At 30.0% G+C, this 25,384-nt stretch carries 36 protein-coding genes; 34 read left to right on the top strand and 2 right to left on the bottom strand.

Translation table 11 applies throughout. From position 1 onward, the window contains the following. Positions 1-64: 64 nt before the first annotated feature. From GBO31_RS26630 to GBO31_RS26510, 25 genes are all read left to right on the top strand, one after another. Positions 65-730: a CPBP family intramembrane glutamic endopeptidase gene (locus GBO31_RS26630; RefSeq protein WP_219011685.1), complete on the top strand. Its 666-nt coding sequence runs from the start codon at positions 65-67 to the stop codon at positions 728-730. Positions 731-894: 164 nt separating this feature from the next. Next, on the top strand, positions 895-1,536 hold the full coding sequence (locus tag GBO31_RS26625; RefSeq protein WP_219011684.1) for a hypothetical protein: 642 nt from the start codon (positions 895-897) through the stop codon (positions 1,534-1,536). 34 nt (positions 1,537-1,570) lie between these two features. Next, positions 1,571-2,089 (top strand): hypothetical protein, encoded by a 519-nt coding sequence (locus GBO31_RS26620; protein ID WP_219011683.1) that lies wholly within the window; start codon positions 1,571-1,573, stop codon positions 2,087-2,089. Positions 2,090-2,098: 9 nt separating this feature from the next. After that, entirely contained in the window at positions 2,099-2,695 is a 597-nt protein-coding gene (locus GBO31_RS26615) for a hypothetical protein (RefSeq protein WP_219011682.1), read from the top strand. Positions 2,696-2,720: 25 nt separating this feature from the next. Continuing rightward, entirely contained in the window at positions 2,721-3,353 is a 633-nt protein-coding gene (locus GBO31_RS26610; RefSeq protein WP_219011681.1) for a LysE family translocator, read from the top strand. 99 nt (positions 3,354-3,452) lie between these two features. Beyond that, positions 3,453-3,863, top strand: coding sequence for a hypothetical protein (locus tag GBO31_RS26605; protein WP_219011680.1), 411 nt, complete (start codon positions 3,453-3,455; stop codon positions 3,861-3,863). A 24-nt stretch (positions 3,864-3,887) separates the two neighbouring features. Further along, on the top strand, positions 3,888-4,637 hold the full coding sequence (locus GBO31_RS26600; RefSeq protein ID WP_219011679.1) for a hypothetical protein: 750 nt from the start codon (positions 3,888-3,890) through the stop codon (positions 4,635-4,637). An 18-nt stretch (positions 4,638-4,655) separates the two neighbouring features. Then, complete coding sequence (locus GBO31_RS26595) at positions 4,656-5,192, top strand: hypothetical protein (protein WP_219011678.1); 537 nt, start codon at positions 4,656-4,658, stop codon at positions 5,190-5,192. Positions 5,193-5,376: 184 nt separating this feature from the next. Beyond that, positions 5,377-7,128, top strand: a complete 1,752-nt coding sequence (locus tag GBO31_RS26590; protein ID WP_219011677.1) for a hypothetical protein — start codon at positions 5,377-5,379, stop codon at positions 7,126-7,128. A 15-nt stretch (positions 7,129-7,143) separates the two neighbouring features. Then, the gene (locus GBO31_RS26585) at positions 7,144-7,422 is read left to right on the top strand and encodes a hypothetical protein (RefSeq protein WP_219011676.1); all 279 of its coding nucleotides are present in this window, start codon (positions 7,144-7,146) and stop codon (positions 7,420-7,422) included. Between the two features lie 826 nt (positions 7,423-8,248). Beyond that, entirely contained in the window at positions 8,249-8,791 is a 543-nt protein-coding gene (locus GBO31_RS26580) for a hypothetical protein (RefSeq protein WP_219011675.1), read from the top strand. Positions 8,792-9,097: 306 nt separating this feature from the next. Further along, positions 9,098-9,241, top strand: coding sequence for a hypothetical protein (locus tag GBO31_RS26575; protein WP_219011674.1), 144 nt, complete (start codon positions 9,098-9,100; stop codon positions 9,239-9,241). A gap of 26 nt (positions 9,242-9,267) precedes the next feature. After that, positions 9,268-9,432, top strand: a complete 165-nt coding sequence (locus GBO31_RS26570) for a hypothetical protein (RefSeq protein WP_219011673.1) — start codon at positions 9,268-9,270, stop codon at positions 9,430-9,432. 81 nt (positions 9,433-9,513) lie between these two features. After that, complete coding sequence (locus GBO31_RS26565; protein ID WP_219011672.1) at positions 9,514-9,873, top strand: hypothetical protein; 360 nt, start codon at positions 9,514-9,516, stop codon at positions 9,871-9,873. A gap of 100 nt (positions 9,874-9,973) precedes the next feature. Beyond that, the gene (locus tag GBO31_RS26560) at positions 9,974-10,411 is read left to right on the top strand and encodes a DUF1801 domain-containing protein (protein WP_219011671.1); all 438 of its coding nucleotides are present in this window, start codon (positions 9,974-9,976) and stop codon (positions 10,409-10,411) included. A gap of 70 nt (positions 10,412-10,481) precedes the next feature. Then, positions 10,482-11,045: a VOC family protein gene (locus tag GBO31_RS26555; protein ID WP_219011670.1), complete on the top strand. Its 564-nt coding sequence runs from the start codon at positions 10,482-10,484 to the stop codon at positions 11,043-11,045. 122 nt (positions 11,046-11,167) lie between these two features. Beyond that, a complete protein-coding gene (locus GBO31_RS26550; protein ID WP_219011669.1) occupies positions 11,168-11,944 on the top strand; it encodes an SDR family NAD(P)-dependent oxidoreductase in 777 nt (258 codons plus the stop codon). 11 nt (positions 11,945-11,955) lie between these two features. Continuing rightward, positions 11,956-12,456, top strand: a complete 501-nt coding sequence (locus tag GBO31_RS26545) for a hypothetical protein (RefSeq protein WP_219011668.1) — start codon at positions 11,956-11,958, stop codon at positions 12,454-12,456. After that, on the top strand, positions 12,453-13,373 hold the full coding sequence (locus GBO31_RS26540; protein WP_219011667.1) for a helix-turn-helix domain-containing protein: 921 nt from the start codon (positions 12,453-12,455) through the stop codon (positions 13,371-13,373). Before GBO31_RS26545 ends, GBO31_RS26540 begins: the two co-directional genes overlap by 4 nt. 121 nt (positions 13,374-13,494) lie before the next feature. After that, a complete protein-coding gene (locus GBO31_RS26535; RefSeq protein ID WP_219011666.1) occupies positions 13,495-14,100 on the top strand; it encodes a hypothetical protein in 606 nt (201 codons plus the stop codon). A 100-nt stretch (positions 14,101-14,200) separates the two neighbouring features. After that, positions 14,201-14,905 carry a hypothetical protein gene (locus GBO31_RS26530; RefSeq protein ID WP_219011665.1) on the top strand — a complete coding sequence of 235 codons (705 nt, stop codon included), beginning with the start codon at positions 14,201-14,203 and terminating at the stop codon, positions 14,903-14,905. 27 nt (positions 14,906-14,932) lie between these two features. Further along, positions 14,933-15,232, top strand: a complete 300-nt coding sequence (locus GBO31_RS26525; RefSeq protein WP_219011664.1) for a hypothetical protein — start codon at positions 14,933-14,935, stop codon at positions 15,230-15,232. 46 nt (positions 15,233-15,278) lie between these two features. Next, the gene (locus tag GBO31_RS26520; protein WP_219011663.1) at positions 15,279-16,511 is read left to right on the top strand and encodes a DUF1028 domain-containing protein; all 1,233 of its coding nucleotides are present in this window, start codon (positions 15,279-15,281) and stop codon (positions 16,509-16,511) included. 39 nt (positions 16,512-16,550) lie between these two features. Further along, positions 16,551-17,096, top strand: coding sequence for a hypothetical protein (locus GBO31_RS26515; protein WP_219011662.1), 546 nt, complete (start codon positions 16,551-16,553; stop codon positions 17,094-17,096). 47 nt (positions 17,097-17,143) lie between these two features. After that, the gene (locus tag GBO31_RS26510; protein WP_219011661.1) at positions 17,144-17,614 is read left to right on the top strand and encodes a hypothetical protein; all 471 of its coding nucleotides are present in this window, start codon (positions 17,144-17,146) and stop codon (positions 17,612-17,614) included. A 32-nt stretch (positions 17,615-17,646) separates the two neighbouring features. Here GBO31_RS26510 and GBO31_RS26505 read toward each other — a convergent pair whose 3' ends face one another. Together GBO31_RS26505 and GBO31_RS26500 are read right to left on the bottom strand one after the other, a co-directional pair. Continuing rightward, positions 17,647-18,762 (bottom strand): ABC transporter permease, encoded by a 1,116-nt coding sequence (locus GBO31_RS26505; protein ID WP_219011660.1) that lies wholly within the window; start codon positions 18,760-18,762, stop codon positions 17,647-17,649. Positions 18,763-18,790: 28 nt separating this feature from the next. Continuing rightward, positions 18,791-19,711: an ABC transporter ATP-binding protein gene (locus GBO31_RS26500; RefSeq protein WP_219011659.1), complete on the bottom strand. Its 921-nt coding sequence runs from the start codon at positions 19,709-19,711 to the stop codon at positions 18,791-18,793. Positions 19,712-19,983: 272 nt separating this feature from the next. On the opposite strand from GBO31_RS26500, the gene GBO31_RS26495 reads away from it, so the two are divergent. The 9 genes from GBO31_RS26495 (at position 19,984) to GBO31_RS26455 (ending at position 25,365) form a co-directional block, all read left to right on the top strand. After that, on the top strand, positions 19,984-20,547 hold the full coding sequence (locus GBO31_RS26495; protein WP_219011658.1) for an RNA polymerase sigma factor: 564 nt from the start codon (positions 19,984-19,986) through the stop codon (positions 20,545-20,547). Positions 20,548-20,568: 21 nt separating this feature from the next. Further along, the gene (locus GBO31_RS26490; protein ID WP_219011657.1) at positions 20,569-20,862 is read left to right on the top strand and encodes a hypothetical protein; all 294 of its coding nucleotides are present in this window, start codon (positions 20,569-20,571) and stop codon (positions 20,860-20,862) included. Between the two features lie 2 nt (positions 20,863-20,864). Continuing rightward, the gene (locus GBO31_RS26485; protein WP_219011656.1) at positions 20,865-21,311 is read left to right on the top strand and encodes a hypothetical protein; all 447 of its coding nucleotides are present in this window, start codon (positions 20,865-20,867) and stop codon (positions 21,309-21,311) included. A gap of 73 nt (positions 21,312-21,384) precedes the next feature. Then, complete coding sequence (locus GBO31_RS26480) at positions 21,385-22,173, top strand: YHYH protein (RefSeq protein ID WP_219011655.1); 789 nt, start codon at positions 21,385-21,387, stop codon at positions 22,171-22,173. An 89-nt stretch (positions 22,174-22,262) separates the two neighbouring features. Then, positions 22,263-22,892 (top strand): toxin-antitoxin system YwqK family antitoxin, encoded by a 630-nt coding sequence (locus tag GBO31_RS26475; RefSeq protein WP_219011654.1) that lies wholly within the window; start codon positions 22,263-22,265, stop codon positions 22,890-22,892. A gap of 134 nt (positions 22,893-23,026) precedes the next feature. Beyond that, the gene (locus GBO31_RS27355) at positions 23,027-23,740 is read left to right on the top strand and encodes a helix-turn-helix domain-containing protein (RefSeq protein ID WP_219011653.1); all 714 of its coding nucleotides are present in this window, start codon (positions 23,027-23,029) and stop codon (positions 23,738-23,740) included. Between the two features lie 40 nt (positions 23,741-23,780). Continuing rightward, the gene (locus GBO31_RS26465) at positions 23,781-24,251 is read left to right on the top strand and encodes a GNAT family N-acetyltransferase (RefSeq protein ID WP_219011652.1); all 471 of its coding nucleotides are present in this window, start codon (positions 23,781-23,783) and stop codon (positions 24,249-24,251) included. Between the two features lie 26 nt (positions 24,252-24,277). Next, on the top strand, positions 24,278-24,724 hold the full coding sequence (locus GBO31_RS26460; RefSeq protein ID WP_219011651.1) for a GNAT family N-acetyltransferase: 447 nt from the start codon (positions 24,278-24,280) through the stop codon (positions 24,722-24,724). An 83-nt stretch (positions 24,725-24,807) separates the two neighbouring features. Next, entirely contained in the window at positions 24,808-25,365 is a 558-nt protein-coding gene (locus tag GBO31_RS26455; protein ID WP_219011650.1) for a hypothetical protein, read from the top strand. Positions 25,366-25,384 lie beyond the last annotated feature (19 nt).

Below are 25,384 nucleotides of genomic sequence, written 5' to 3'. Positions count from 1 at the left end.
ATTTTCAAAAGGGTTCTCAGAGACTTTGTTCATTACTTCGTTTAAAATTTAAAATCAAAAAACAATGAACAAATTTTCAACAAAGCAACTATTAATTCCAATAATTACATTTGCAATCATCTGCTTGTTATGGTTTGGATCAATCGATCTAGGATTCTTTACCAATATCATTGCCTCTGTAGTTATCATCATCGCAAATTATATAGAATATAAAGGAAAGGCATTTTCCGAACTTGGATTTCAAAGGGAAAAATTTACACTCAAAAATATATTGGTTTTTGCTCCATTAGTAGCACTAGGACTTTTTATTCTGTACGTGTTTATATTGGTTCCTGGAATCACGAAACTAACTGGAATCCCAGTAGATTATTCTTTTTTTGATGAATTAAAAGGAAACTTTAAGGCTTATATAATTACGTTACTATTTGTATGGGCAGGTTCAGGATTCGGAGAGGAAATCATATTCCGTGGTTATTTTATGCGACAATTCATAAAATTCTTTGGAGAAAGCAAAGTTAGTATTGCTCTAAGTATTCTACTTATCACTGGTTTTTTTGGTTTTATGCATGCTAGTCAAGGAATTACAGGACAGCTTGTTTCTTTTATAGTCGGATCATTGATCGCATTGATATTCTATTTACGTAAATATGATTTGTGGTTCGTTATTGCTTTGCATGGTTTCTTCAATACCTATGCTTTAACCTGTGTTTACTTAGGTTTAGGGTTATAACAACCTCCAACAAATAGAAAAACCAAAAAAATAAGGTAACATTTGGTTTGATTTAGACACTTATAATAAAATATAACTAGTTATGGGTTTATATTCTAGTTAATCAAATGATTTTATTATTTATTTTGATNAGAAATAGTGAAAGTGTTTTAATATAAAAATTAATGAAAAACTTATTATTCTTTTTCTTTTTAATTTATAGTACAAGTGTTCTTTGTCAAAAGACGAATGATTATTCTGTTTTTGCAAAAGGAAAAATAATTACAAAGAAAGATACAATTAGCTGTTATATAGTATATGACGAAGGTTATTCTAGTATTATCTACTATAAGTTGAGTAATACTGATAGAAAAATACTAAGAGCTAATATATCTGAAATCCAAAGTATGACCGTAGGGACCGATCAATACCATAAAATTGTGCATAAAGGGAATAAATATCTTATGAAAGAACTTTGCCATGGTAAAATCTCTCTATACGAATATAAAAGGTCTTCAAATCGAATAAGATTTATAAAGGATCCTTCTTATGACAATAATGATAATACTGAAGATAAAAAACTTATAACCACTTCAGATATAGATATTTCTTCGGATTTAAAAAAACCAAAATTATATATTATCCAAGACGATACAGTTATAAAAGTCAAAAAAAGTAAAATTAAGAAACAATTAAAACAATTGATGAATGATCAGAAAGGGTTTCATCAAAAAATTGATGATTTAGAACCAAGGAGTTTTCTATTCAATTCAGAATTTAAAAGCTTTATTTGCAACTATAACTTCTGGTTTAAAAAAAATAGTTAACACTTAAATATAAAGTTACCACAACCATACAAAAGTGAAATTTATACGAAAACTATTTCCAAAGAAAAAAAGTCAAGAAGAAATCCAATTCGATTGGAATCAACTACTTCAAAAGATTGTAGATTCTCTGACATCAGATGAATTGCAATATCCTATAATAATTTTATGCGACGTTCTCTGGGATTTTCGAGTATTTAATACTCCGGAAGAATTGATCGGAGGATCGATTGGAGGTCATTGGGGTTTAGATCATTACTTCTCAGGAAAAACTAATGAATTGGAAATCGTTATCGATAGTTCGGGAAATACATATAAAATATCACATAAACATTATCACAAAGAAACAAAAACTGGATTTTCATATCCTTCAATTCCAGAAGGTAAAGAAACACTAGAAAATCTTAAAAATAGAATTATTGAAGGCAGCACTTATTTCTATTCTGATATTTTTCCTGAAAGAGAAAACGAAATAAAGGATAAGCAAGAATATGTTTCTATTTTAGATTCCATAGAGGAAGTAATAGAGTACGTAGGAACTTATATGGATTTTTAAAAATACTAAATGACAGAGGAAGAATTTCTAGATATTGATCAAAAGACTGATAAAAAACACCAAAACATACTTATTTTCTTTGCTGTATTAGCCGTATGTAAATATTATTTTTTTGACAAAATCCTAATTGGCACTGATTGGAAATATAACATATTCATACTGTATCTACCCATTATTTTAGCCCTAATAGGTCTGACTATATACAGAAAAGACAAAATTTTATTTGTGTTAAGAAATAATGATCCTTTTTACCACAAATTATTATATTTTGGCTCAATTCTAATGACAGGAGTAATTACTTCGTTTTTAGTGGCATACACAATATCTGATTTTATATTTAGAATCGTCAATAGATATGAGAGTGAAAATAATGAAGTAAAAGTAGTCTATGTTGATATAGAATCCTACAATAGAAGTAAGGGTAGAAGATCTAAAAATAAAATATGGTTCTGGTATAACAATGAATATGAATCTTTCAAAACGAACAAGGAAACCATCGATTTGTTAGAAAACATTCCTAATAATTATCTTTTACAAATTGATTTAAAAGAGGGCATTTGGAATCATAGCACTTTAGTAGACTGGAAAATGATAAAACCTAAGTAATAATAGTTTATAAAATAGAAATAGTATGATACCCTTTAATGATTTACTTTTATTTGGAATAGCAGCTTTTATCATGGTGATTTCACCAGGTCCAAATATGATATACTTAATTTCTAGATCACTATCCCAAGGAAAGAAGGCAGGAATCATTTCACTTTTGGGCGTTATGTGTGGGTTTCTATTTCATATTCTCATGGTATCATTTGGTTTAACCGCCATATTTTTTGCCATTCCTTATGCTTTTGTTGTAGTAAAATTTCTAGGTGTTGCGTATCTTCTGTATCTAGCATATAAATCAATTACTTCAGATAACAAAATCTTTGATGCTACTCAGAATTTAAAGTCTGATACACCGATGAAATTATTTAACATTGGATTAATGACAAATGTTTTAAATCCAAAAATGGCAGTATTCTATCTTTCATTTTTTCCACAATTCATCAAACCTGAACATGGTTCGATTTTAAGTCAGAGTATTCAATTAGGAATAGTTCAAATAATTATAAGTTTTACGATAAATCTATTGATCGTTATTTCTGCAGCTAAAATGGCATCTTGGTTTTCCAAAAAACCTATATGGTTGAGAATTCAAAAATGGTTTATGGCTTCTGTATTAACTGGACTGGCTGTAAAAATGGCATTAACCAAGGCTAAATAAAGGAGACTGATGATAGTATTTATGTACTTATAGTGGAAATTTAATTCCCTTTATAGTTATTTGATTTATACTTCTAAAAAACGTAGAAAAACAGAACTTATGAAAAGAATTGTTACAATAATCATAATGTTGATTTCAATAAACGTAATCGCTCAAAACCTTTCTGAATGTGGGATTGATAATAATCCGAAACTTACTCAAAATGAATCCGAATTTCTGAATAAATATATGAATGATGAACAGAAAAAGGGATTTGACTTTACAAATGCAAAAGTTGTTTTTGTAACTGGAAATAGTGCCCAAAAAATCGGAACTAAAATTGAATATTTCAACAACATCAAAGATTGGAACAAAAACGGAAACAAAATCGCTACTTGGGTGGTGGAACTAAATGAGGAAGAAAAAGAAAAAATAAAGTCAACAGGTTATGATGTGATCGTTACCTATTGGGTTAAATTATTAACCAAAAAACGAAAGCAAAGAATACTAAACGAATTAAAAAGTATGTAAAACTGTAACAGAATTATAAAAAAGATGAATCTATACCAAAGATATATACAAGGAGAAACCAAAGCTGTCTATGATGATATCTATAAGCTAGGTACTAATGCGTTTGAAGATTCATATAGAAAAGAGATCGAAAAGGTAATGACTGAAACTTTTGAAAGAGTTTTGTTCAATCTGAATATCATATATAAAGAACTTATTGACATTGGATATCTTTTCAAAACTGATGCTACATATAATTTTGAAAAACCACTTCATCATCCATTGAAAAATACAGATTCACTGCTTAAGCAATTAGAATTTACAGTAAAAGACTTTGGTTTTATCCCATTGTCGTTAAAATATTTTTATCAAATTGTAGGCGGCGTAAATTTCGTTTGGGATGTTGAAAAAAATAAAAATTTGATGTGGAATATGGCAGATCCTATTCAGGTTGCTAGTCTAGACAGTGTGGTGAAAGAAGTAACCACAGAGTATTGGAAAGAAGATATACAACAGTATGTAGATGATGACTATTTTGGATGTGCATTTCTGGATGTAGCTGCAGACGATTTACATAAAGACAATATTAGTGGGGGACAACCTTATGCCATTGAAATAACAAAACAACCCATGATTGATGCTCGATTTATGAATGAGCCCAATGAAACAACATTTATAAGTTATTTACGAATATGCTTTGATCATTGTGGATTTCCTGGAATTACAAGATCTGATATGAATAATGATTATCAAAAGTTTTTTGAGAAAGTAAAACCACAATTGAAGAAAATATAAAGAATATTTTATAACAGTATGAAAAGCCAATTTATATACGTATTTGGAACAATGGTTTTGATGTTTTCTTGCAAAAATTCCACACCAAAAAATATAGAAATACTAAATAATCAAGCCGAAATTGAGATTGAATCTGTACAAATAAAATCTCAAAATAAAACTGATCGACCTTGTGATTTAAGAACATTAAAAGAAATAGACTCTCTTCTAAAGCAAAAAGAAAGGTTAAATGAACAAAACTACCTAAAGTTTATCGTTGGTATGCGCACTGATTGTGACAACAATATAGAGTACAGTCAGTGGAATAATGAGCTGATATTTAGAGTACTCCAAGAAAACCCAAAGATGTTTATAGCATTTTTGAGTAGACTTTCCAGAAAAATCAAAAGTAATCAGACTACAGATTTTGTTCTTGAGGAATTAAAAAGTCCAACTCATGATGGCATAGAAATCAATAAATTGAAAGTATTGATTATGAATACTCAAACTGAGGATAAAGAAATTAAAAGGGAAATTCTAAAATCCCTAACTATAGCAGAAGAAAAGTTAAAATAAACTTATACAATATCATATACTAAACCATATTAGTTTTATTTAGTTCCTGTATTACTAACTAAGTAGCGAAAGACAAAAAAATAAAAAAACATGGTAACATTTTATTCTATTTAGACACTTAATATTGAACACTGTGAGCAACTATGCCACATTGAAAAAAATATTAATTTTAATTAAAGTAAAAATGGAAAACAAACTGATTAGATATATAAAATTTGGATTACTTTGTTTTGGTATTTCCTTAATTCTAAGTAGTTGTGAAAACGATGAGTCAGATTTTGAAGAAACCTTTCAGACTAACAAAAAATCTCAATTTAAAACTTATAGTATTAGTAAAACTAAAATTCTGTCAAACTTGAATTTAAATAATAGATTAAAATCTATAGAAGGTTATTTAAAATTAAAGTCAAATAATAAATCTGCAATTCCTTCAAATCTTGATTTTACAGTAGTAACGGACTACGCCTCCTATATAGAATCAAATGAAGGTGCATTTCACTCTTATACTTTTCCTATAATACGAGAAAACGATAATGGATTAACAGAGAACATGGTACTTACTATACAAGATGATGGTTCATATAAAGCTTTATTAATAAGCTATAATTTAACCCAACATGAACTTTTTGATATTAAAAATAATATGGACATTGACCTAACTGATAAAGTTACAATTGAGGAAATCAATGATAACAATCTTATTAATGATGTCTTACAAAATAAAACTTTAAATTGTAGTAACGATTGGATAGAAATTTGTATTGAACAAGCTTGCAGTGTAGATGGATGTTGGGATCCTGCCTACACAACTTGGGATTGCAATACAACATATGTCTATAACTGCGAACAAGTTTTAGACTGTACAGGCTGTAACGGTGATACACTAAATAACAATCCATTCAATACGTCAAGTGGTTTAGGAAATGGTGGTAATGGTGGAACGCTAACTAATCCTGTAAATAAAGAGATATTGCAATGGCAACAATTTACTAATTCTCTTAATAGAAGTTCTAATAACTTACTTCAAAATAATCTTACGATTAATATACAGATATCACAATATTTAAAGAGCAATAATTATTCGAATGAAGCAATGGAATTCGCGCGAAATGCTATATCCGTTATATTAGAAATAGAGGACAACCCATTTAAACTAATAGAGATCGATTGTAACCAAATCGAAAATTGGCAAATATTAGCTCAACACACCGCACCTCAAAGTGTGCAAAATAAAATTAATAATTTACCAAATTCATGGGCAAATGATTTTGAAATTCAATCTATTAATGATGCGAAAGGTACAATGGTAAATCTAGACTACTTTTCTGTCAATGTATCTGAACTTCCTAATAATCCAAATACAAATTCGTCATTTACCGCAGATGAATTTTTGAACTATATGCGACTTAACTTTAATAACTTTGTAGAAGGTTCTACTTTTGAACCATATTGTGAAATAGCGTCCATGTGTCAATCAGAAACCAATTTATGGAATTCCAACGATCCTCTTGGAAGTATCATTTATATTGATATTCCTTTTGATGATGGAGTTGTGGTTTGTACTGAATTTACAAATAGTTATTGGTACTTTATGACAATGAATGCTCCATATGCTGGTAATCATCCAGTTAGTGGTACTAGGCAATTTGGGTACGAAGAGAATTCAAACGGTTCTTATAACTTTTATGTTAGAGGAGTTGATAGATTTGACTCAAATATTATAGAAAACACTTCTTTTGGTTTAGATGGTTTTGATAATGCATTCAAAGGTGCCGATGACTTATGGAAAAGCTTTCAAACTAAAACTAGAGATTTTGTAAATAGTAATGGTGGTAATTCTACAATCATACCTCCAACGAAAAACAGGCCAGATTGGAATAAAGTACAACAGGTTTTAAAAGGAGAATTAGCTGTGAGTGAGCTAGGATGTAATTAAAATAAAAATGTGATTATGATAAAAAAAATAAATCTTGATAAAACTTTCTTAATAGCATTAATAATTAGTGGAATCATTTATGCTTTGCCTTCCAAAATGTTAATTGGTGTTTATTCTCCAAGTTATATAGGTTGGTTTTTAATTGTATTTTTAATTCCAATTGTTTTAATACTTTTTATTTGGCTATCCATCTTGGATTTAAAGCAAGTAAGAATTAATAAGTTAGTTATGAGATTTTTTACGCTAATTATTGTCTTTGGTATTAGTATATCAATAAAATATTTTTTTAAATAATTTTAATAAATAACAACTACAACATATGTAAGCATAATAAAGGTTAAAGGTATATTTCAAAATCAATTTTGTTTTGTAAAATAATGCGCCTATACTTTATTATGCTTTTACTTAATGTTGGTAATACTTATGAAAATAAAAAACATCTTAATATTGATAATCCTTCCATTTTTTTCTTGTAAAAGTGGAAAAATTATCAAAACAGATATACTCTATAATGAAATAACAAATGTAAATTATGTTGAACCTATTTATGAATTTAAAGCGCAAAAAGAAATAATCTCAAAACAAGGAAAGTATTTTGTAAAATATACCGACCAAACTCTGGATTCCATATTTTCAATTCAANCTAATAGGTATAAAATCAACAATAAAATCATCTTTGACAATGATAAAAAGTTTGATACTATCGCGCAGCCAATATTAAACCAATTAATAGAACAATTAAACACTCAAAAATCACTAGATAAGATCTCCATAAAAGACGATTTCTTTAAGTTGATGAAAGTTCAATCTCAATTGATAATGATCTCTCTTATAAAACCAAAATTTGCTTCTGGAGATAGTATAAAACAGCCTCCAAACTCAATAACCTTTGGTAAACCTACATTCTATATAGAATCAAGTGATGTACATATGTTTATTTTTGATTTAAAAAACAAAAAAATTATATTTTATGGAAATAGTAATGGTAAGTTGAATAATATGGGGTATGGAAAGAAAATAACAAAGGATGTAAACAAGATATACGATTCTTGGATACATGTGAAGAAGTAATAATTACTAACTCAATAAAGCTCAGAATACACTAACATTAAAAATCTATATGAAGAGATTACTAATCATTTTGTTTATTATTACTATAAATGTTTATAGTCAACAAAATACTTCTGAAATCCCACCATCTAAATTGAACTCTGAAAATCAATCTCTAGATAAAGTTTTTGGATATACTACTTTGACAATGACAGCCTATATAGCTGATCTTGGTGAATTTGGAGGTCATAAAGAAACAATAGTAATCAAAAGAAGAGAAGATAAAATCTTAGAGGCCACAATTATTGAATACAATAAAATCTGTCATAGTTGTGAGAAAAAGGAAGAACTTAAAATTGTAAAACAAGAAACATTCCCAGTTAAAAAACAAGATGAACAAATCATTTTGAATTATTTGAATAAACTCTTTTTGGAGAGTTTTAATAATCATGTAATCGGTCATGGATCAAATAGATATTCTGCAACAATGGAGAGCAATGTGAAATTAGCTGAGTTAGAATTAAAGGAAACCCATTTTTCAATTCAATTTGAAGATAGTACGGAATGGAAAGCATTTAAAGAATTGAAAAAGAATATAACATATCCAAAATAATAATCAACTTAAAAAAAACACCTGATCATCATCCAAAAAATAATCTCATATCTATCAAAATCTTTTAATTTATTAGGAATAATTTTAGTTGCATTATCCGGCGTGTTTTTTTACCATATAAGATTTGAAAAAAACGTGTTTGACAATGTAAAAATTGTAGATGTACAAGTGATTAAAGCTCCCGCGTCTTGTAAACACATCTCGAAACATGCTTTCTGCAAGGTAAAATACAACGGAAAAGTACATTCAATCAAAATTAGAAGTAAGTACTACTGTAAAAACGTTTCTGGGAAACGACAAATAAAAATGAAGACGAATGTCGATGGTTCTAAACTAATTTTTATGAACCAAAAAACTACAGATTTCAATAATGGTTTTGGTGGTGGATTTATAATTTTAGGTTTTGGAGTTTTTTTACTTTTCTATGGATATAAATCTTCAAAAAAATAAAGAACTCCAACTTTAAAATCAATAAAATGATCGGAATCACTTATTTACAGAACTTTATTGACAAACCTACAGCGTTATTTGATTTATTAAAATCAAATGTAATATGGGATGAAAGAATGTCTGCTAGAAAAACAGCAAGTTATGGGAAAGCATATAATTATTCTCAGATAACAGTTTACAATAATTTATAAAGCATAGGCCATATCGAATTTATAGTCTACATAATTCTTGGATTTCGTTTTTGGATAACGATGATATCCCATAAAAACTCATTGCCAAAAGAAACAAATATTTTGAACCCTAAAATGGAGATCGAAGGTATGTCATGGGCAGTTTATTGGGAGGATGAAGGTTTACCAAGTCCTTTATCAAGACATTTGACAAGAGCCTTTGTTCATGTGATAAATTATAGAACTTATTTGATTGTTGGAGACTCCAGCAAAATAGAAGGTTATGGACCTAAAAACTTTGATAAACTAATGTTTAAACTTGCAAAATTTTACTTTCCAGATTGGATTGGTTTCAACAAACAAAGGTGTTCTTACGATGCAGAATTAGGGAATAGAATCTTAAGAATCCAAAAAGTTGCAGAATGGCGTTTTAAAAAAATGCTTGATGATGAAACCTACTAAATTAAGATTAAGAAAATATTCTATCTTTATAAGACAGTTAACAATAGGTATCGCTAATATTCTAAAAGTTAATCACCTATACAATTAATAAACGTAAATAATGGCAAAGAATAAAACTACTGTTACAGAAATTGATGTGTTTGATTTTATAGATTCTTATGTCGAAAACGAACAAAAGAAATCAGATAGTCTAGAACTCATTAAATTAATGAGCAAATGGTCAGGTTTTGAACCAAAAATGTGGGGACCAACCATTATTGGTTTTGGTAGTTATCACTATAAATATGCTAGTGGACATGAAGGAGATGCACCAATACTAGGATTCTCTCCCAGAAAAGCACAGTTTTCTTTATACATATATTCCAAAACAGATAAGAGCGATGCCTTATTAAAAGATTTTGGTAAATTCAAAATGGGAAAAGCTTGCATATATGTCAAAAAGCTTGCTGACATTGATATTTCCATATTAGAGCRAATTTGTATGGAAACCATCGCATATTTAAATGAACATCACGAATGTGGAGCTTGTAGAGATTAATAATTATTTTCAACAATAGCTGTAAATAACCACTCATAAAAGCCTATCTATAAACACAATAACATCAACCATGAAAAAAGCAACACCAATATTATTAATAACATTAATCTTACTAGCTTGTAGCTGTTCTGACTTGAAGCAAAACATTGAAAATAATAAAACTAATGAAGAGTTGAGTCAATTAAAAGTTGAGCTAGACAGTTTGAAAAAGGTTATCGCAGAAAAACCTAAAGATACCAAAGGGCAAATAGCAACCTTCTTAACCTTTCAAAAGGAAGATGCGGAGCAAGCCATGAATTTTTATATATCGCTATTTGATAATTCAAAGATTGAAACTGTAAAACGTTGGGAAAAAGGAAGTCCGGGAAAAGAGGGCACCATCATGCATGCTACTTTCCAATTAAATGGAGCAATATATATGTGTAGTGATAGTCCGGCAATACATGATTGGGGCTTTACACCAGCTGTTTCGAATTACGTAGAATGTAAAGATGAAAGCGAACTTGAGAAGTTATTCACTAAGCTTTCCGAAAACGGAAAAGTAATGATGCCATTAGGTAATTATGGTTTTAGTCAAAAATTTGGCTTCGTTGAGGATCAATTTGGTGTTTCTTGGCAACTGAACTTACAGTAAAACACTCCAGTAGAATACAAATGATTGTGAAAAAAGTATACAACTATCAGTAATTAGGATACAAACAACATTCAGTCTTACGCTAATTTTGTAGTATAATTTAATTACCAAAACAAATTAGCATGAGTAAAACAGCATTAATAACAGGAGCAAGCAGTGGTATTGGTAAAGAATTAGCCAGAATCCATGCGGAAAAAGGAGGAAATCTAATTATTGTCGCTAGAAGAGTTGAAAAACTTAATGACCTTAAGAAAGAACTTGAACAAAAGTATAATGTTCAAGTAACCACTATAGGTAAAGATTTAAGTAATACAGGCGCTGCAAAGGAATTATATAAAGAAGTTAAGGAAGCAAACATTCAAGTAGATTATCTCATTAACAACGCTGGATTTGGTTTACGCGGTAAATTTCATGAGTTAAGTTGGGACAGACAACAACAAATGATACATCTAAATATGGTTGCCCTAACAGAATTGATGTACTTATTTTTGCCTGAAATGGTTTCTAGGAATAGTGGTAAAATATTAAACACTTCTTCAACTGCTTCTTATTTACCAGGTCCTTTGCAAGCTATTTATTATGCATCAAAGGCTTATGTGACTTTTTTAGGAAACGCAATAGATGAAGAATTACACGATACAAATATCAGTGTAACCACATTAATGCCAGGAGCTACAGAAACAGAATTTGCTAAAATTGCAGATATGGATAAAACCGATCCTTTTAAAAACACAGTCTCCGCTAGAAGTGTGGCAGAAGATGGTTATAATGCTATGTTAAAAGGTAAATTAAACATAGTATCGGGATTAACATTTCAACAAAAAATGATGGTATCAATGCTTCCTTTTACTCCAAAAAGAGTTATTCTAAAACAGGTTAGAAAATTACAAGAAGTTTAAAATTGTACCTTATGGATTTTTTTAATTACACACAAAATTGGATAAAAGGAGAATTATTTGAAGCTACAATTATAAGTATCTTTAGTATTTTGTTGATTGTATCAGGGGTTCTATTTTGGAAATTCGGTACAACTCCAAGCTCAAAATCTTTGATACTACCTTTAATTGTTGTTGGTTTTATATTTATAAGTGCAGGGACATCGATGTACTTTTCTAACAAAAAGAGACTTATAGAATATAAAGAACGATATACTAAAAATAAAAGTGAATTTGTAATGGAAGAAAAGCAACGGGTTGAGGGTTTTCAATATATGTATACTGTTACTAAAGTAATTGCAACGCTAAGCTTCATAATTACACTTATTGCTTTTTGGTTTACGAAAAACTACACATTTCAAGGAATAGCACTTGGATTCGCCATTTTGGGTACATCAGGTCTAGTAATCGATTATTTCTCTGAAGAGCGAGCTAATACATATTACAAACGAATTGAATTAGCCTTAGATAAATGAAAAATATCGTTAAAATAAATAGTATTTCTGAAGTTCATGAGTTCTTGTCTCTTAGAAAACCAAAACATCCACTAATATCAGTTTTACGCTTAGACAATAAATTACAGGATCTTGATATTGACATTGAAAATGTTAAATATTCAATTGGTTTATTCCAAATTAGCTTAAAGGAAAATTGTCCATTTACAATTGCAAATTATGGACGAAATTCCTATGATTACCAAGAAGGAACTATGGTTTTTACGGCGCCAAACCAAATTTTGGAATTTCAAAAAGAATATAATCCTAAAGAGAATAATGGTTGGACATTAATTTTTCATCCAGATTTAATACGCAAGTCAGAATTAGGAAAGAAAATTGAAAATTATTCATTCTTTTCGTATGCATCTAACGAAGCATTGCATTTATCAGAAGAGGAAAGAAAAACAATAACGGAAATTGTAGAAAAAATAGAAAAGGAATACTCCAGTAATATTGATGCACATAGCCAAACTTTGATCATTTCAAATTTGGAATTATTACTGAATTACTGTGTTCGTTTTTATGATAGACAGTTTTATACAAGAACAAATCTAAATCAGGACATAGCGAGTCAATTTGAGCAATTATTGAAGGAATATTACACTCAAGAAAAACAACTGGAATTAGGGATACCTACAGTTCAATATTGCGGAGAATCTATGCATATGTCACCCAAATATTTAAGCGATTTATTACGAAAAGAAACAGGGCAAAGTACTCAAGACCACATCCATCAGTATATTATTGAAAAAGCAAAAAACAGACTATTGAATTCTAATGAAAGTGCGAGTGAAATAGCTTATGCTTTAGGATTTGAATACCCGCAGTACTTTAGTAAAATATTTAAAAAGAAAACAACTATGAGCCCCAACGAATTTAGACAAAGCTTGAATTAGAAAAAGTCTCTTTCCTGACCAATCTAATTAAAACAGTATTTAGTCATTTCCAATTTAGGGATACAACAATAAAGCTGTCTACATTTTTTTGTTGATATCAATATTAGATAACACATTAGTTATGTTTAAAATATTTAACATTTTTAAAAAAAAGAGCAACCCGAAAATCGTAATCAAAGAGCCTGATCTAGGAATATTCAATGAGTTTTGGGATGGTAAACATCCGCACCATTTACCTTTGCTGCACTTAATGAATGATACATCCAATCCTAATTGGAATCTTGATATTAGCTTACAAAGAATTGAAAATATACTTCTCAATAATGAAAGGGCGATAGTAATCAGAGATTTGGAACTACTTATTACCCAAAGAGGCTGGAGACCGCATCTGATCTTTTGTATTTCACTTTTGCAATTAAAAAATGAAGAGTTTACAAAGCTAAAAAAGAAACTTTGGAAGAAATTAGAAGAAGCTAGTTCTTGGGTAACTCCTCAACTAGCAGCAACAGCATCTATAATAGATCCGAATTTTGAAACTAAGGCTATCGATATTCTAAAAAACAATACACAAATTGATCGCCTAGATTCTCTAAATAGTAAAGAAATCCTTAGTGAACTATGTAAAACTACTTATGAAGATAAAAGTGCATATGCCATCAAATGGAAAGAAAAAGTATTAAAATTAATTCAAGAAAAGAGAATTAAATCAGAATTCACCAATTTATAGCTATCAATAAAAGGAAAACAAAGTAGTGCACAAGATATTTTTGATGATATTACATCAGTATTATTAATATCTTGTTCCTCATAATCAATCAAAACAAAATATGAAAAATGCATTCATACTTTCACTACTATTTATAATACTATTGTGTAGTTGTAAAAACCAAACAACAATTGAAGGGCTTTGGGTTGTGAGTACTGTAAAAATAGGAGAGGAGGAAATGACTCCAAATGCAAGATGGACAAGGCTTAATTCCGACTTTACTCAAGAAACTGGAAACGGAAGGTTTCAACATTCTTATGGAACTTGGAAACTAAATTCCGCATCTAATGAGTTATCAATTTATAATGATAATGGATTAGATGATTTGAATGATCCTTTTAAAATATCATTAAATGACAACGAAATGATTTGGGAAAGGAGAGAAGAAGGACAAGATGTTAGAGTTACTATGACACGTGCATCAAAGCTTCCTGAAACCTATGGAGACAGGATTTTAGGATTATGGAGTTTAGAAAATGTAACAGGTATAGGAAACTATTTTCAGCAATCTGATAAAACAAATAGTTATATATTTTTCAGATGGGATAAACGATTTGTCATACAATCCGAAAAAGGAAGGATACAAGGTGTGTATAATGTACATGGACATAAACCAGAGGTTGAACTAATTCCATACGGAGATCAGCTAGAAAGAGATTTTTGGGAAATTCAATTTGAGGATAATTATATTACTTTAAAACGATTAAACTCGGACAAAACAGTGACTAGAAGATTTAAAAGGATACATCAATTCCCAGTTCAATAATGAGTTTGAAGTTAGAAATGATCTAAAATGAAAGATGAAAATCAGTTTGAAAGTTATACGAAGTTAAAGATGGTATACATTTTCGCTCTTGCTCCTTTTATTCTTGTTGGCAGACAAACAGTTGAAAAAGATCTTTTTCAATTACGCAAAGAAAACTACAGACTAAAATTCAAACAACGACTTGTTTTATTGATGACAGGTATGCTATTTTGGATAGGTGTATTTATATACGGCTATCATTTGTCTGAAAAAGAACGATTGCAGCTTTCGCCAGAAGAGGAAATTGAAATTTCTAAATGGAAAAAGAAACATGGATATGAAGAATAATAAGCAATAAAATAGATAACTAAAATCATCAATCAACAACAATCAAATGAAAAAAATCAAACAGACTTTGTCATCTGTCTTCCTAATTTCTACTTTATTTGTATACGGACAGAATTTACCAAGTTTATTAACTGATAAAAATATAAATTCCACCTTTTCCATTTTAGCCTATGACGAAAATGCTAAAGAATGGGGAATTGCTGTAGCTACTGATAATATTTACGTAGGAAATTCAACAATTTACATCGAACCTGAAGTTGGAGCATTTTCTGTAATTGCAGAAACAGAACCAAAATATGCTATTCAAGGATTTGAAAAACTGAAAGCAGGGAAATCTATAGAACAAGCAATTACCGAAACAAAAAAAGCTGATATACAAGCTAATTATAGGCAAGTATCTGGAATAGATGCAAAAGGCAATGTGTATGCATTTACTGGTAAATCTTTAAAATTCTGGAATGGCAAAGCCTCTCAAATATTAGGAGAAAATTATGTTGTCATGGGAAATCAACTTGCCGAGGATGTGTTGACTACTATGTCTAATACATTTAAAAATGCAACAGGTACATTAGCCGAACGACTTTTACAAAGCCTTACTGCTGGACAAAATGTTGGTGGACAAATTTCTGGTAAACAATCTGCAGCTATTGTTGTCAAAGGATCAAATAACGAATGGTATAATCAAATTGATCTACGTGTAGATAATTCTAAAAATCCAATCAAGGAATTACAGACTTTGTTGAACTACCATTACGGAAGAATACGATTGAACCAGGCACTTTATGCACATAGATCTGGGAATTTAAAAAGAGCCAAACAAAAATTAACAGAAGCCGAATCCATGTTAGAGGGATGGACTGGAATGTATGCTAGAATAGCACTTGCAAATGTTGCTATGGATGCTAATGATAGGGCGGTATACTGGATTAAAAAAGGACTAGCAGAAAATCCAAAATGGGAATTGAATCTTCCCGCTTTTTATTTTTTAAAGGATCATCCAGAAGTAAAAGATATTATCAGACCACAAAATTTTAATGTCAAGGATTGGGAAAGTGCATTAGGCATGTTGAGCAATCTTGGCAGGGAACAAGACCTGATTAAACTAGCAAAAGAACTTATACAGAAGGGAACTGTATCCTCGTATCTACACTTTCTAATTGGTAGAAGCTACTTCTATGAAAAGGAAAGTGAAAAAGCTATAGAACACCTATCAAAAGCCTTAAACTTGGATAACGAAAATATTGAAGCTCAAAAGTTCTTAGAAAAGATTAAAAAATAAATAGAATTTTACTATCAAATGAAATCAAAAAGACAAATTATGAAGCAATTAATGATTTTCTTTTTCTGTATAAGTTCCATACCCTGTTTTGCGCAGAAAGTAGAAAATCCTAACAAAGATTCAAGAGCATCAAACTCCATAAATAAATCTATTTTTCCTGAAAAATGCTTGGGAGTATGGGAAGGAGTTATGCATATCTATAATAAAGGTCATTTGCGAGATAGTGTAAAAGTAAAGTTTACAGCAGCCAGAACAACTACTGCAGGCACATATATTTGGAAAACAGAATATATATCGCCTAAAAAACCAATCATAAAAGATTATAAATTGATTGTTGATGATTTAAAAGAAGGACGTTATCTATTAGATGAAGGTGATGGTATTAAATTAGTAGAATATGTAGTAGGCAACAAAATGCGTAGTTTATTTAAAGTGGATGACATCTACTTAACATCCACTACAGAACTACTAAAAGATCGACTGATTTTTGAAGTTACTTCCGGAAAGGAAATTGGAGAAGTAAAAGGTATAAAAAACTATGCTTTTACAAATATACAACGGGTAATACTGTATAAAGCAAATTAAATAATTACTTTATATAAAGATTGTAATTACCTAAAAATCAAATTATAATGAAAAAATTTAAAACAACTACAATACAAACAATCCTTATAATTTGTATTTTCTTCTTTTCGTATTCTATACATTCACAAGACACGATTCGTTTAAAAAGAAAACCAAATGTTATTTTAAAAAGCTGGTATCCTAAATTCAAAGATTTTCCAAAACTAAAGATAGGTCAAAGTAAAATTCTATTTACCAAAGTTCCAGATTTCGAAAAAACCTCTATTTGGAACAACACTATTGATTTGAAGTGCTCAAATCCTCAAATTGACATAGAGAATACTGAAAAAACAAATCAATATTTAATTACAGTGAATCCGACTAATGAAAAGAATATTGAATTTGAATTATGGTTTGAACTTTCTGATACAACAATTTTAATACAAAATAACTCTAAATGGAGAGCAATTACACAATTGTATCCAACAAAAGGAAATAAGGTTTTAATTGATAAGATACAATTAGAATTGATAAGATAGGTCTTTCGTATTATTAGAAGATTTCAATCACTCTAATAGACACTAACAATATTTTTTCTAAATAATAATGTAGAAACCCAAGTCATTCCTAATCCAATAGCCAATAGAATTCCCATTTTTGGAAGAATTTCAATCAAAGGTAATTGTCGCCAAAAAATATCAAAAAACCCTTCCATTCCCCAATAATTTACGCTCACCACTGCTACCTTTTCCATAAAGGCAGGCATCATACTCAACGGAATCATACTTCCACCAATTGCAGACATTAAGAGAATGATAATCGTACTCATGCCTTGCAATTGCTGGCGTGTTTTTACAGTGGATACTAATAAAATCCCAAAACTAGATACGCCAAAAGAAATACATAAGATTAATAACAATAATGAAAAAAGATCCATAAAAATAGGCAACCCAAATGCCAACCAGGCAAAAATGAACATAGTTGTTAGTTGTATGATAGAAACGACCATTGCTGTTCCCATTTTGGATAACAAAATATCTAATGGTTTTATAGGAGCAATTAATAATCTATTTAAAGTACCCGCTTCCTTTTCATCCAACATTCCACCTCCAATAGCCACAATGCTAAATAACAACATCATAATAGCTGTTCCACCAACTGCTTGTACCAATCCAGGATGCGCTTTGGTAGTGCTTTCTTTGATCAATGAAGTTGTTTTTAGTTGTATTCTATTGGATTCATCTACTTTTCCCAAATGATACTTGAAACCTTGTTTTAAAATTGAATGCACAATTCGCATTTGCAAATCTCTAGCTGCATCATATTGCAATTCTATTGGTAATGAAGTATCTGCTGCTACTGCATCAGAAAACCCATTTTCAATTATCAATGCCGCAACATTTTTTCCTTTTTTAACTAGATCTTTCGCTTCTTTTTCTTGAGCAGCTATCAACCTAATTGTTGGCATAGCATTGAGTTTTGTTATCAACTCTTGTGATGTAGCAGTACTATCTTTATCCACTACTAAAACTCCTAGAGGTTTAGGCGCTGATTTCTTTTTACCAACACCTCCATAGGCAAAAGCAAAAAGTGTAATCATGATGATTGGTAACAAAAAAGTGATCAATATTCCTTTTTTATCTGTAAAATATAATCGCAAGTCTTTTTTAAGAAGTGTAAGAAACATAATATTTAGTTTTATAGCTATTGATAGGTTAGTCTCGTAATTGTTTTCCTGTAAGGCTTAAAAAGATAGCTTCAAGATTGATTTTGTTTAATTGTATATCATTGATTGATAAGTTTAATTCATTACAAACACTGATAATTTTGGGAAGCTCTCGTACATTGCTTGCCACTGATATTTTATTGCTATCAGCTGTAATCGCATAGGGTAGAAGTTGTTGTAATTGATCTATATTGTTTTCAGAAAGGAGATTAAGTTCTAGTTGAACACTTTCTTTAGTAGGTACAAGCTCTTTTAAGGTCTCTTGTGTACCTTGTGCTATGATTTTTCCAGAATCAATAATAGCAATGCGATCACATAAACGTTCTACTTCTTCCATATAATGAGTCGTGTATACAATCGTCATTCCTTGTGCATTTAACGTTTCGATTACTTCAAAAATGTGATTTCTACTTTGCGGATCGATACCAACAGTAGGCTCATCCATAAAAAGTACTTTGGGTTGATGTAACAATGCAGCTGCGATATTGATCCGCCGTTTCATTCCGCCAGAATAGGTTTTGACTAAATCATTTTTACGATCGAATAACCCTATAAGTTTTAATGTAGTGTGGATTCTTTCTTTTAAAAGCTCTTTGGAAATTCCGTATAAGTTTCCCCAAAACAATAAGTTCTGATAGGCAGAAAGATCTTCATACAATGATATTTCTTGAGGTACTATACCAATCAATTGTTTACAGGTAGCTGTATGCTCATTTATATCCATCCCATCTATATGAATACTTCCTGTATCACTTTTTAGTAAAGTACTCATCATATGTAACGTAGTAGATTTGCCCGCACCATTTGGACCAAGGAATCCAAAGATTTCTCCTTTATTAATCGAAAAGCTAATATCATTAACAGCTTGAATATTCTGAAAAGACTTAGAAAGATGTGCTACTTGAATCATAGTTAGTTCATTATCATTGATGATTCAAATGTCTAGTATATTATATGATTTCCATAAAAAACAGTACCGAATTGACACTTTTTAAGGATGAATTGTAGATACTGGTTTTATTGATTCATGAATCGGTAATTTATTGAGGAAGTTATATTTTCTATATTTATAATCAATATCAAATAGTGGGATAGACTAAATTAGCAACAATAGCTCTCAAACTGAGTTTATTTAGTAGAACAGAATGGATCAAATTGTGATTAGTTGAAAATGTAAACTCATTGAGAAACGAAAATGAAATTATTCAAGCTATTGCTAATGGGGATGAAAAAGCCTTAGCTATATTGTATAATTTATATTCAGAAAAAATTTACAATACAGCATTAAGTTATTCCAAAGTCCCAGAAGATGCAGAGGAGATCACACAGGATGTTTTTTTTAAAATATTTAAAAATATCTCAAAATTTAAACAAGAATCTTCATTGAATACTTGGGTCTATCGAATTACAATCAATACATCACTTAATTACTTGAAAAAAAAGAAAAGGTTTTCATTATTCAATAACTCATCAAATAAATCTCAAGTAATCAATTTTCAACATCCTGGTGTTTTACTTGAAAAAAAGGAAAAAGCAGCCATACTTTACCAAGCAATCGATTGTCTTTCAAAAAATCAAAAAACAGCATTTATTTTGAGCTATATTGAGGAATTACCTCGTCAGGAAGTAGCAGACATAATGGAAACTTCTCTGAAAGCAGTGGAGTCTTTGTTACAAAGAGCAAAAAGAAACATTAGATCAGAATTAGAAAAAATTTATCCCAACCACAGGAAATCAAAAAAATAATTGTCAAAAGAAAAAAGTACCATGGATAAAGAAAAAGAAAAATGGATGGAAGATATCCTCCAAAGTATGAACAGTAGCAAAAGGGCAGCACCTAGACCTGAGCTTTTTCAAAAAATTAAAAACGAATTTACAAATCAAAAAGTGGCTTTTATTACTTTAACTCAATGGAAGTTGGCAATAGCCGCTGCTATTGTTGTTCTTTGTATGAATTCAACTGCAATTTATTATATAGCATATAAACAACCTGATGACAAAAATGTTACATTTTCTGACACCTATAACAAGGCTTTAATCGAATCGTATCAAATTTATTAATTATGAATAAAATAAGAACTTACAAAATTATCATCATAAGTTTGCTAGCATTGAATATGATCATGATAGCTTTTTTTCTAATTACCAAACAACAACCTAAACATAAAGCTTCTGCTAATGATATTCGGTCAGAAATAATCAAAACATTAAACCTAAACGACCAACAGACAGCTCTTTTTATGGAATTGGCTGATGAACATAAACAGGCAATGCAAGAAATCAATGAGCAAAAAGCAACCCTACTTTATCCATATTTTGAAAGTCTTGCTGACTCATCTATAAGTATTAGTAAGGATGATATAATTTTCCAATTACAACAATCTGAAAAGAAAAAAATAGCATATACATATCAACATTTTAAAGAAATAAAAAAGATTTTAACGAAAGAACAAATGCCCTACTTTAAGAGTTTTATAGCCAAAATTACTCGTAGACTTATTGATAAATAAAAAATATTAGCTGCTACCGAAGGATTTTGATGAGTTGATAGTCTAATAGGAAAATCACTTAAATGAAATTCTTATGACAAAATCTGTTTTTCACTTTTTTAGAGGATTACTTGGATTATCAATTCTTTTTTCAATATCCTGCAGCAATAATGATAACGGATCGAATGATAGCGATCCTGACACCGAAGGTAACAATACACCTATTTCAGCTTTTGATGAATTTAATTCCGATGCAGTAACTGTATCATTCGATGGTAATGAAATTACGATTGAATCTAACGGGTTACCGAATCATACATCTCCATATTGGGAAGAAACAAATCCTCTATACATCGATCCTGTAGTAGCAATCGCCTTAACTCCTGGACGTATTGGAGGTAATCGTAGTTATACACTAACTGTACCTACTTCACCAGAAATAGCACCAACAAGTACAGTTACTGGTTTGGGTGCTATTGGTATTTCTGTTACAGGCGTTCCTATTTTCAATGACCTAGAAGGCCCGAATAGACCTTTAGAAGAAGAAATTGTGGAGACATTTGATTATGCAGGGGCACATAACGGTCCTTCTGGTTATCATTACCATATAGAATCGTACGATGTTCCTGAAAACACAGAACTTTCTTTTGATGATGAGAAATTAGTAGGAATTATGTCAGACGGTTTTTTAATTTATGGAAGAAGAGAAGCTGATGGTATGTATCCAACTAATTTGGATGAATCTGGTGGACATTTTGGTACAACCCAACATAGTGCTGGTGAAGAATTTTACCATTATCATATTATAAACGAATACTATTTTGGGAATATCATTGCACTATTTGCAGGTGAGTTAAAAGGTACTCCAAACACTATCTTTTAAATACATAAACAAGCCATAAACCAAAGGGAATCGACATTATTCACCTATATAATTAATTAGATGATATGGTTTTCTATATAACAAGAATAATGAAGTGTAATATAATAGCTTTATTTATAGTAAATATTTTACTTACAAGCTGTGTAAAACAAATAGAAGAAAAAAGTTCAGATATTTATAATCCTACAAATCTAGTGAGTCAAATCCCAAATAGAACTATGGATAGGTCTTTTCTAATGTACGACAATAAAAACTCTTTATGGCGTACATTGAAAGGAAAATTATATTCAGGATATATAGTAAGCTATTACGAAGAAAATAAACCTAAAGAAAAAGCAAGTGTTTTGAACGGAAAAAAGCAAAGTCAAACTATTCGATGGTATCCTGATGGGCATTTAAAAGAATTGGCAAACTACTATAAAGGTAAACTTCACGGTGAGAAAAAAATATGGTCTTCGGATACAAGTCATATCTTGATTTCTCATTTAAATTATTTTTTAGGCAAAGCACATGGAGAACAAAAACAATGGTATCCTACAGGTGAACTTTATAAAAAAATGAATTTGAATATGGGGAGGGAAGAAGGTATACAACAGGCTTTTAGAAAGAATGGTGATCTGTATGCCAATTACGAAGCAAAGAATGGTCGAATATTTGGACTAAAAAAAACCATGCTGTGTTATGGATTAGAAGATGAAAACATCAAATATAAAGAGTAACTTTACTTTTCATGTATAAACATAGATTTCTTAGGTAAAACCTTGCCCTTTATTCTTATCGGTCCAATAAGAGAAATATATTATATATTTATATGTGTAAGTTCTGTATAATTTAAATCAACTAAAACAGTCTGGTGAAAATTTATGATTTTGACATAAAAAAGGGAATTTATAGCTTCGAATTCAACGAATTGAATACGGAAAGTCATTCTCATCCTGTTGTTGAAATCATTGATGCTATAAATGGAAACTTCTCACTAGAAGTAAAAGGACAAGTTTATAATAATTTAGTTTTTGCTACTATTGATGCTAACACGAAACATAAAGTCATATCACAAAATTGTACAGTAAGAATTTTAATGATAGAAAGTCATAATTCGCAATTGTATAATTTCTTAAAAAGCCGAGATTTTAAATTTGATAATGGAGTTTATACAAAAACCAGTTTTGTCAAAAAAGATGATTTATTTTCTGCTATCAAAACCCTTGCAATGACAGAAGATTTAAAAACACCTACAGATAAGCGAATCATTGATTGCATAAAATTTATAGAGGAAAATCAACTTGAATACAAAAATCTTATTTCGGAATTGACCTCAAAAGTATTTTTATCAAATAGTAGACTTTCTCATCTTTTCAAAGAGCAGATAGGTGTTTCGATTAAAAAATATCTTGTCTGGAACAAACTACGGCAAGCAATAAACTTGTATCTAACCGAAAATACCAACTTAACAGATATATCTCTTGAAAGTGGATTTTTTGACCAGGCACATTTAAGCAATTCGTTTAAAAATGTGTTAGGTGTCAGCCCTTCAAAAGCCTATAATAGCAGAACCTTACAATTTTAGTTTTTTACGTACATTTAATTTTGTCGTCAAAACATAGAAAATGAGTAGACAAATTAGAAAAGTACAAAAAGTAGATATTCCTGAATTGAAAAAAGTATTAGATTCGAGTGAATTATTTCCTTCGTATTTACTTGACGACATGATAAGTGACTATTTACATAATGAAAAATCAATGGATATTTGGTTTACAACAATTGCGCAAGGCAAACCTGTTTCGATAGGCTATTGTGCCCCAGAAAGACTAACTGAAGGAACTTATAATCTTTATGCAATTGCTGTTAGAAAAGATCAACAAGGTAAAGGAATCGGAAAAGAAATGATGGAGTATATAGAGAATGAATTAAAAGAAAATAAATGTCGAATTTTAATTGTAGAAACATCAGGAAAACCAGATTTTGCATTGACAAGAGAATTTTACCTCAAATGCAACTATACCAAACAAGCGGTAATCCCAGAATTCTATGAGAAAGGTGATGACAAAATCGTTTTTTGGAAGAAACTAGTATCTTAAACATACCTATACCTAAGTAAATTAATATGAGTAAAATAACGGTTATAAGGGCTGAAAAAGAAGACATCAATTGGATCAACAAAAAATATACTGAAGTGGATTTTGTTGCATCCAATTATGAAGATGAATATATCGTTATTGCCAAGATTGATAACGAAAATGCTGGACTTGGCAGATTAGTAAAAATTGACAAAAATAACATAGAACTTGGTGGAATTTATGTGTTTCCTAATTTTAGAGGTAAGGGAATTGCCGAAAATATAGTTCAGGCTTTACTAGCTAAAAATCCATTTGATAAGACTACGATATGGTGTTTGCCATTTGAAAACTTATTGAATTTCTATTTTAAATTTGGCTTTGACTTATGTGAAAATATACCACCTCCTGAAAAAATAGCTGATAAATTGAAATGGTGTAATTCTGAAAGCACTTATAATAAAAAGGTAGTGCTACTTTGCAAGAAAATGAATTAGTCATAAATTTATAACTAATCAATACAATGAGGGTAACAATTATGACTACTATGACACTAATAGTAACTATTGTAGATAACAAAATGAAAAAAATAATTGTAAGCCTACTTTTAATAATATCCTTTACAGCTACAGCTCAGTTTAAAGAAGGGCAAAACTTTTGTGATGAGTCTAAGGATAAAAGTTATTTCCCTTTAGCACTTAACGAAAAGAAAATATTTTGGGCGGATACATATTATACTGAAATCAAAAAAGGAACTAAAGAAATCGATGGAAAGGTTTATATAGAGTTTCATCAAAAATGGAAGAATAATACTGTAGTGAAGTTGTATCTAAGGGAAGAAAACGGTATTGTATATCAATATGAAGAATGTTGTGAACAAGAAACCATACGGTATGATCCAAATTTTCTAAAAGGTTATACCTGGAATACTGCTGATGGACTGGGCGAATATCAAATTCTATCATATAAAGGAAAATTAAAAACTCCATTTTGTAAGTATGGTAATCTAATGGTTATTCAAGCCAATTTAAAAAGCGGGAAGTATAAATTTTATTATAGAAGAGGGCATGGATACGTTGGAGCAACTTTTGAGAATGAAGTTATTTCGTGTGTAACTCCAACTTTTGATTTAGATTAAAACTATCTAAATACCTTCA

The sequence above is a fragment of the Aquimarina litoralis genome, from assembly GCF_019295435.1.
GTDB classification, from domain to species: Bacteria; Bacteroidota; Bacteroidia; order Flavobacteriales; family Flavobacteriaceae; genus Aquimarina; species Aquimarina litoralis_A.
The sequence above is the reverse complement of the archived record's forward strand: the minus strand, read 5'-3'. Positions and strand labels throughout refer to the sequence as shown.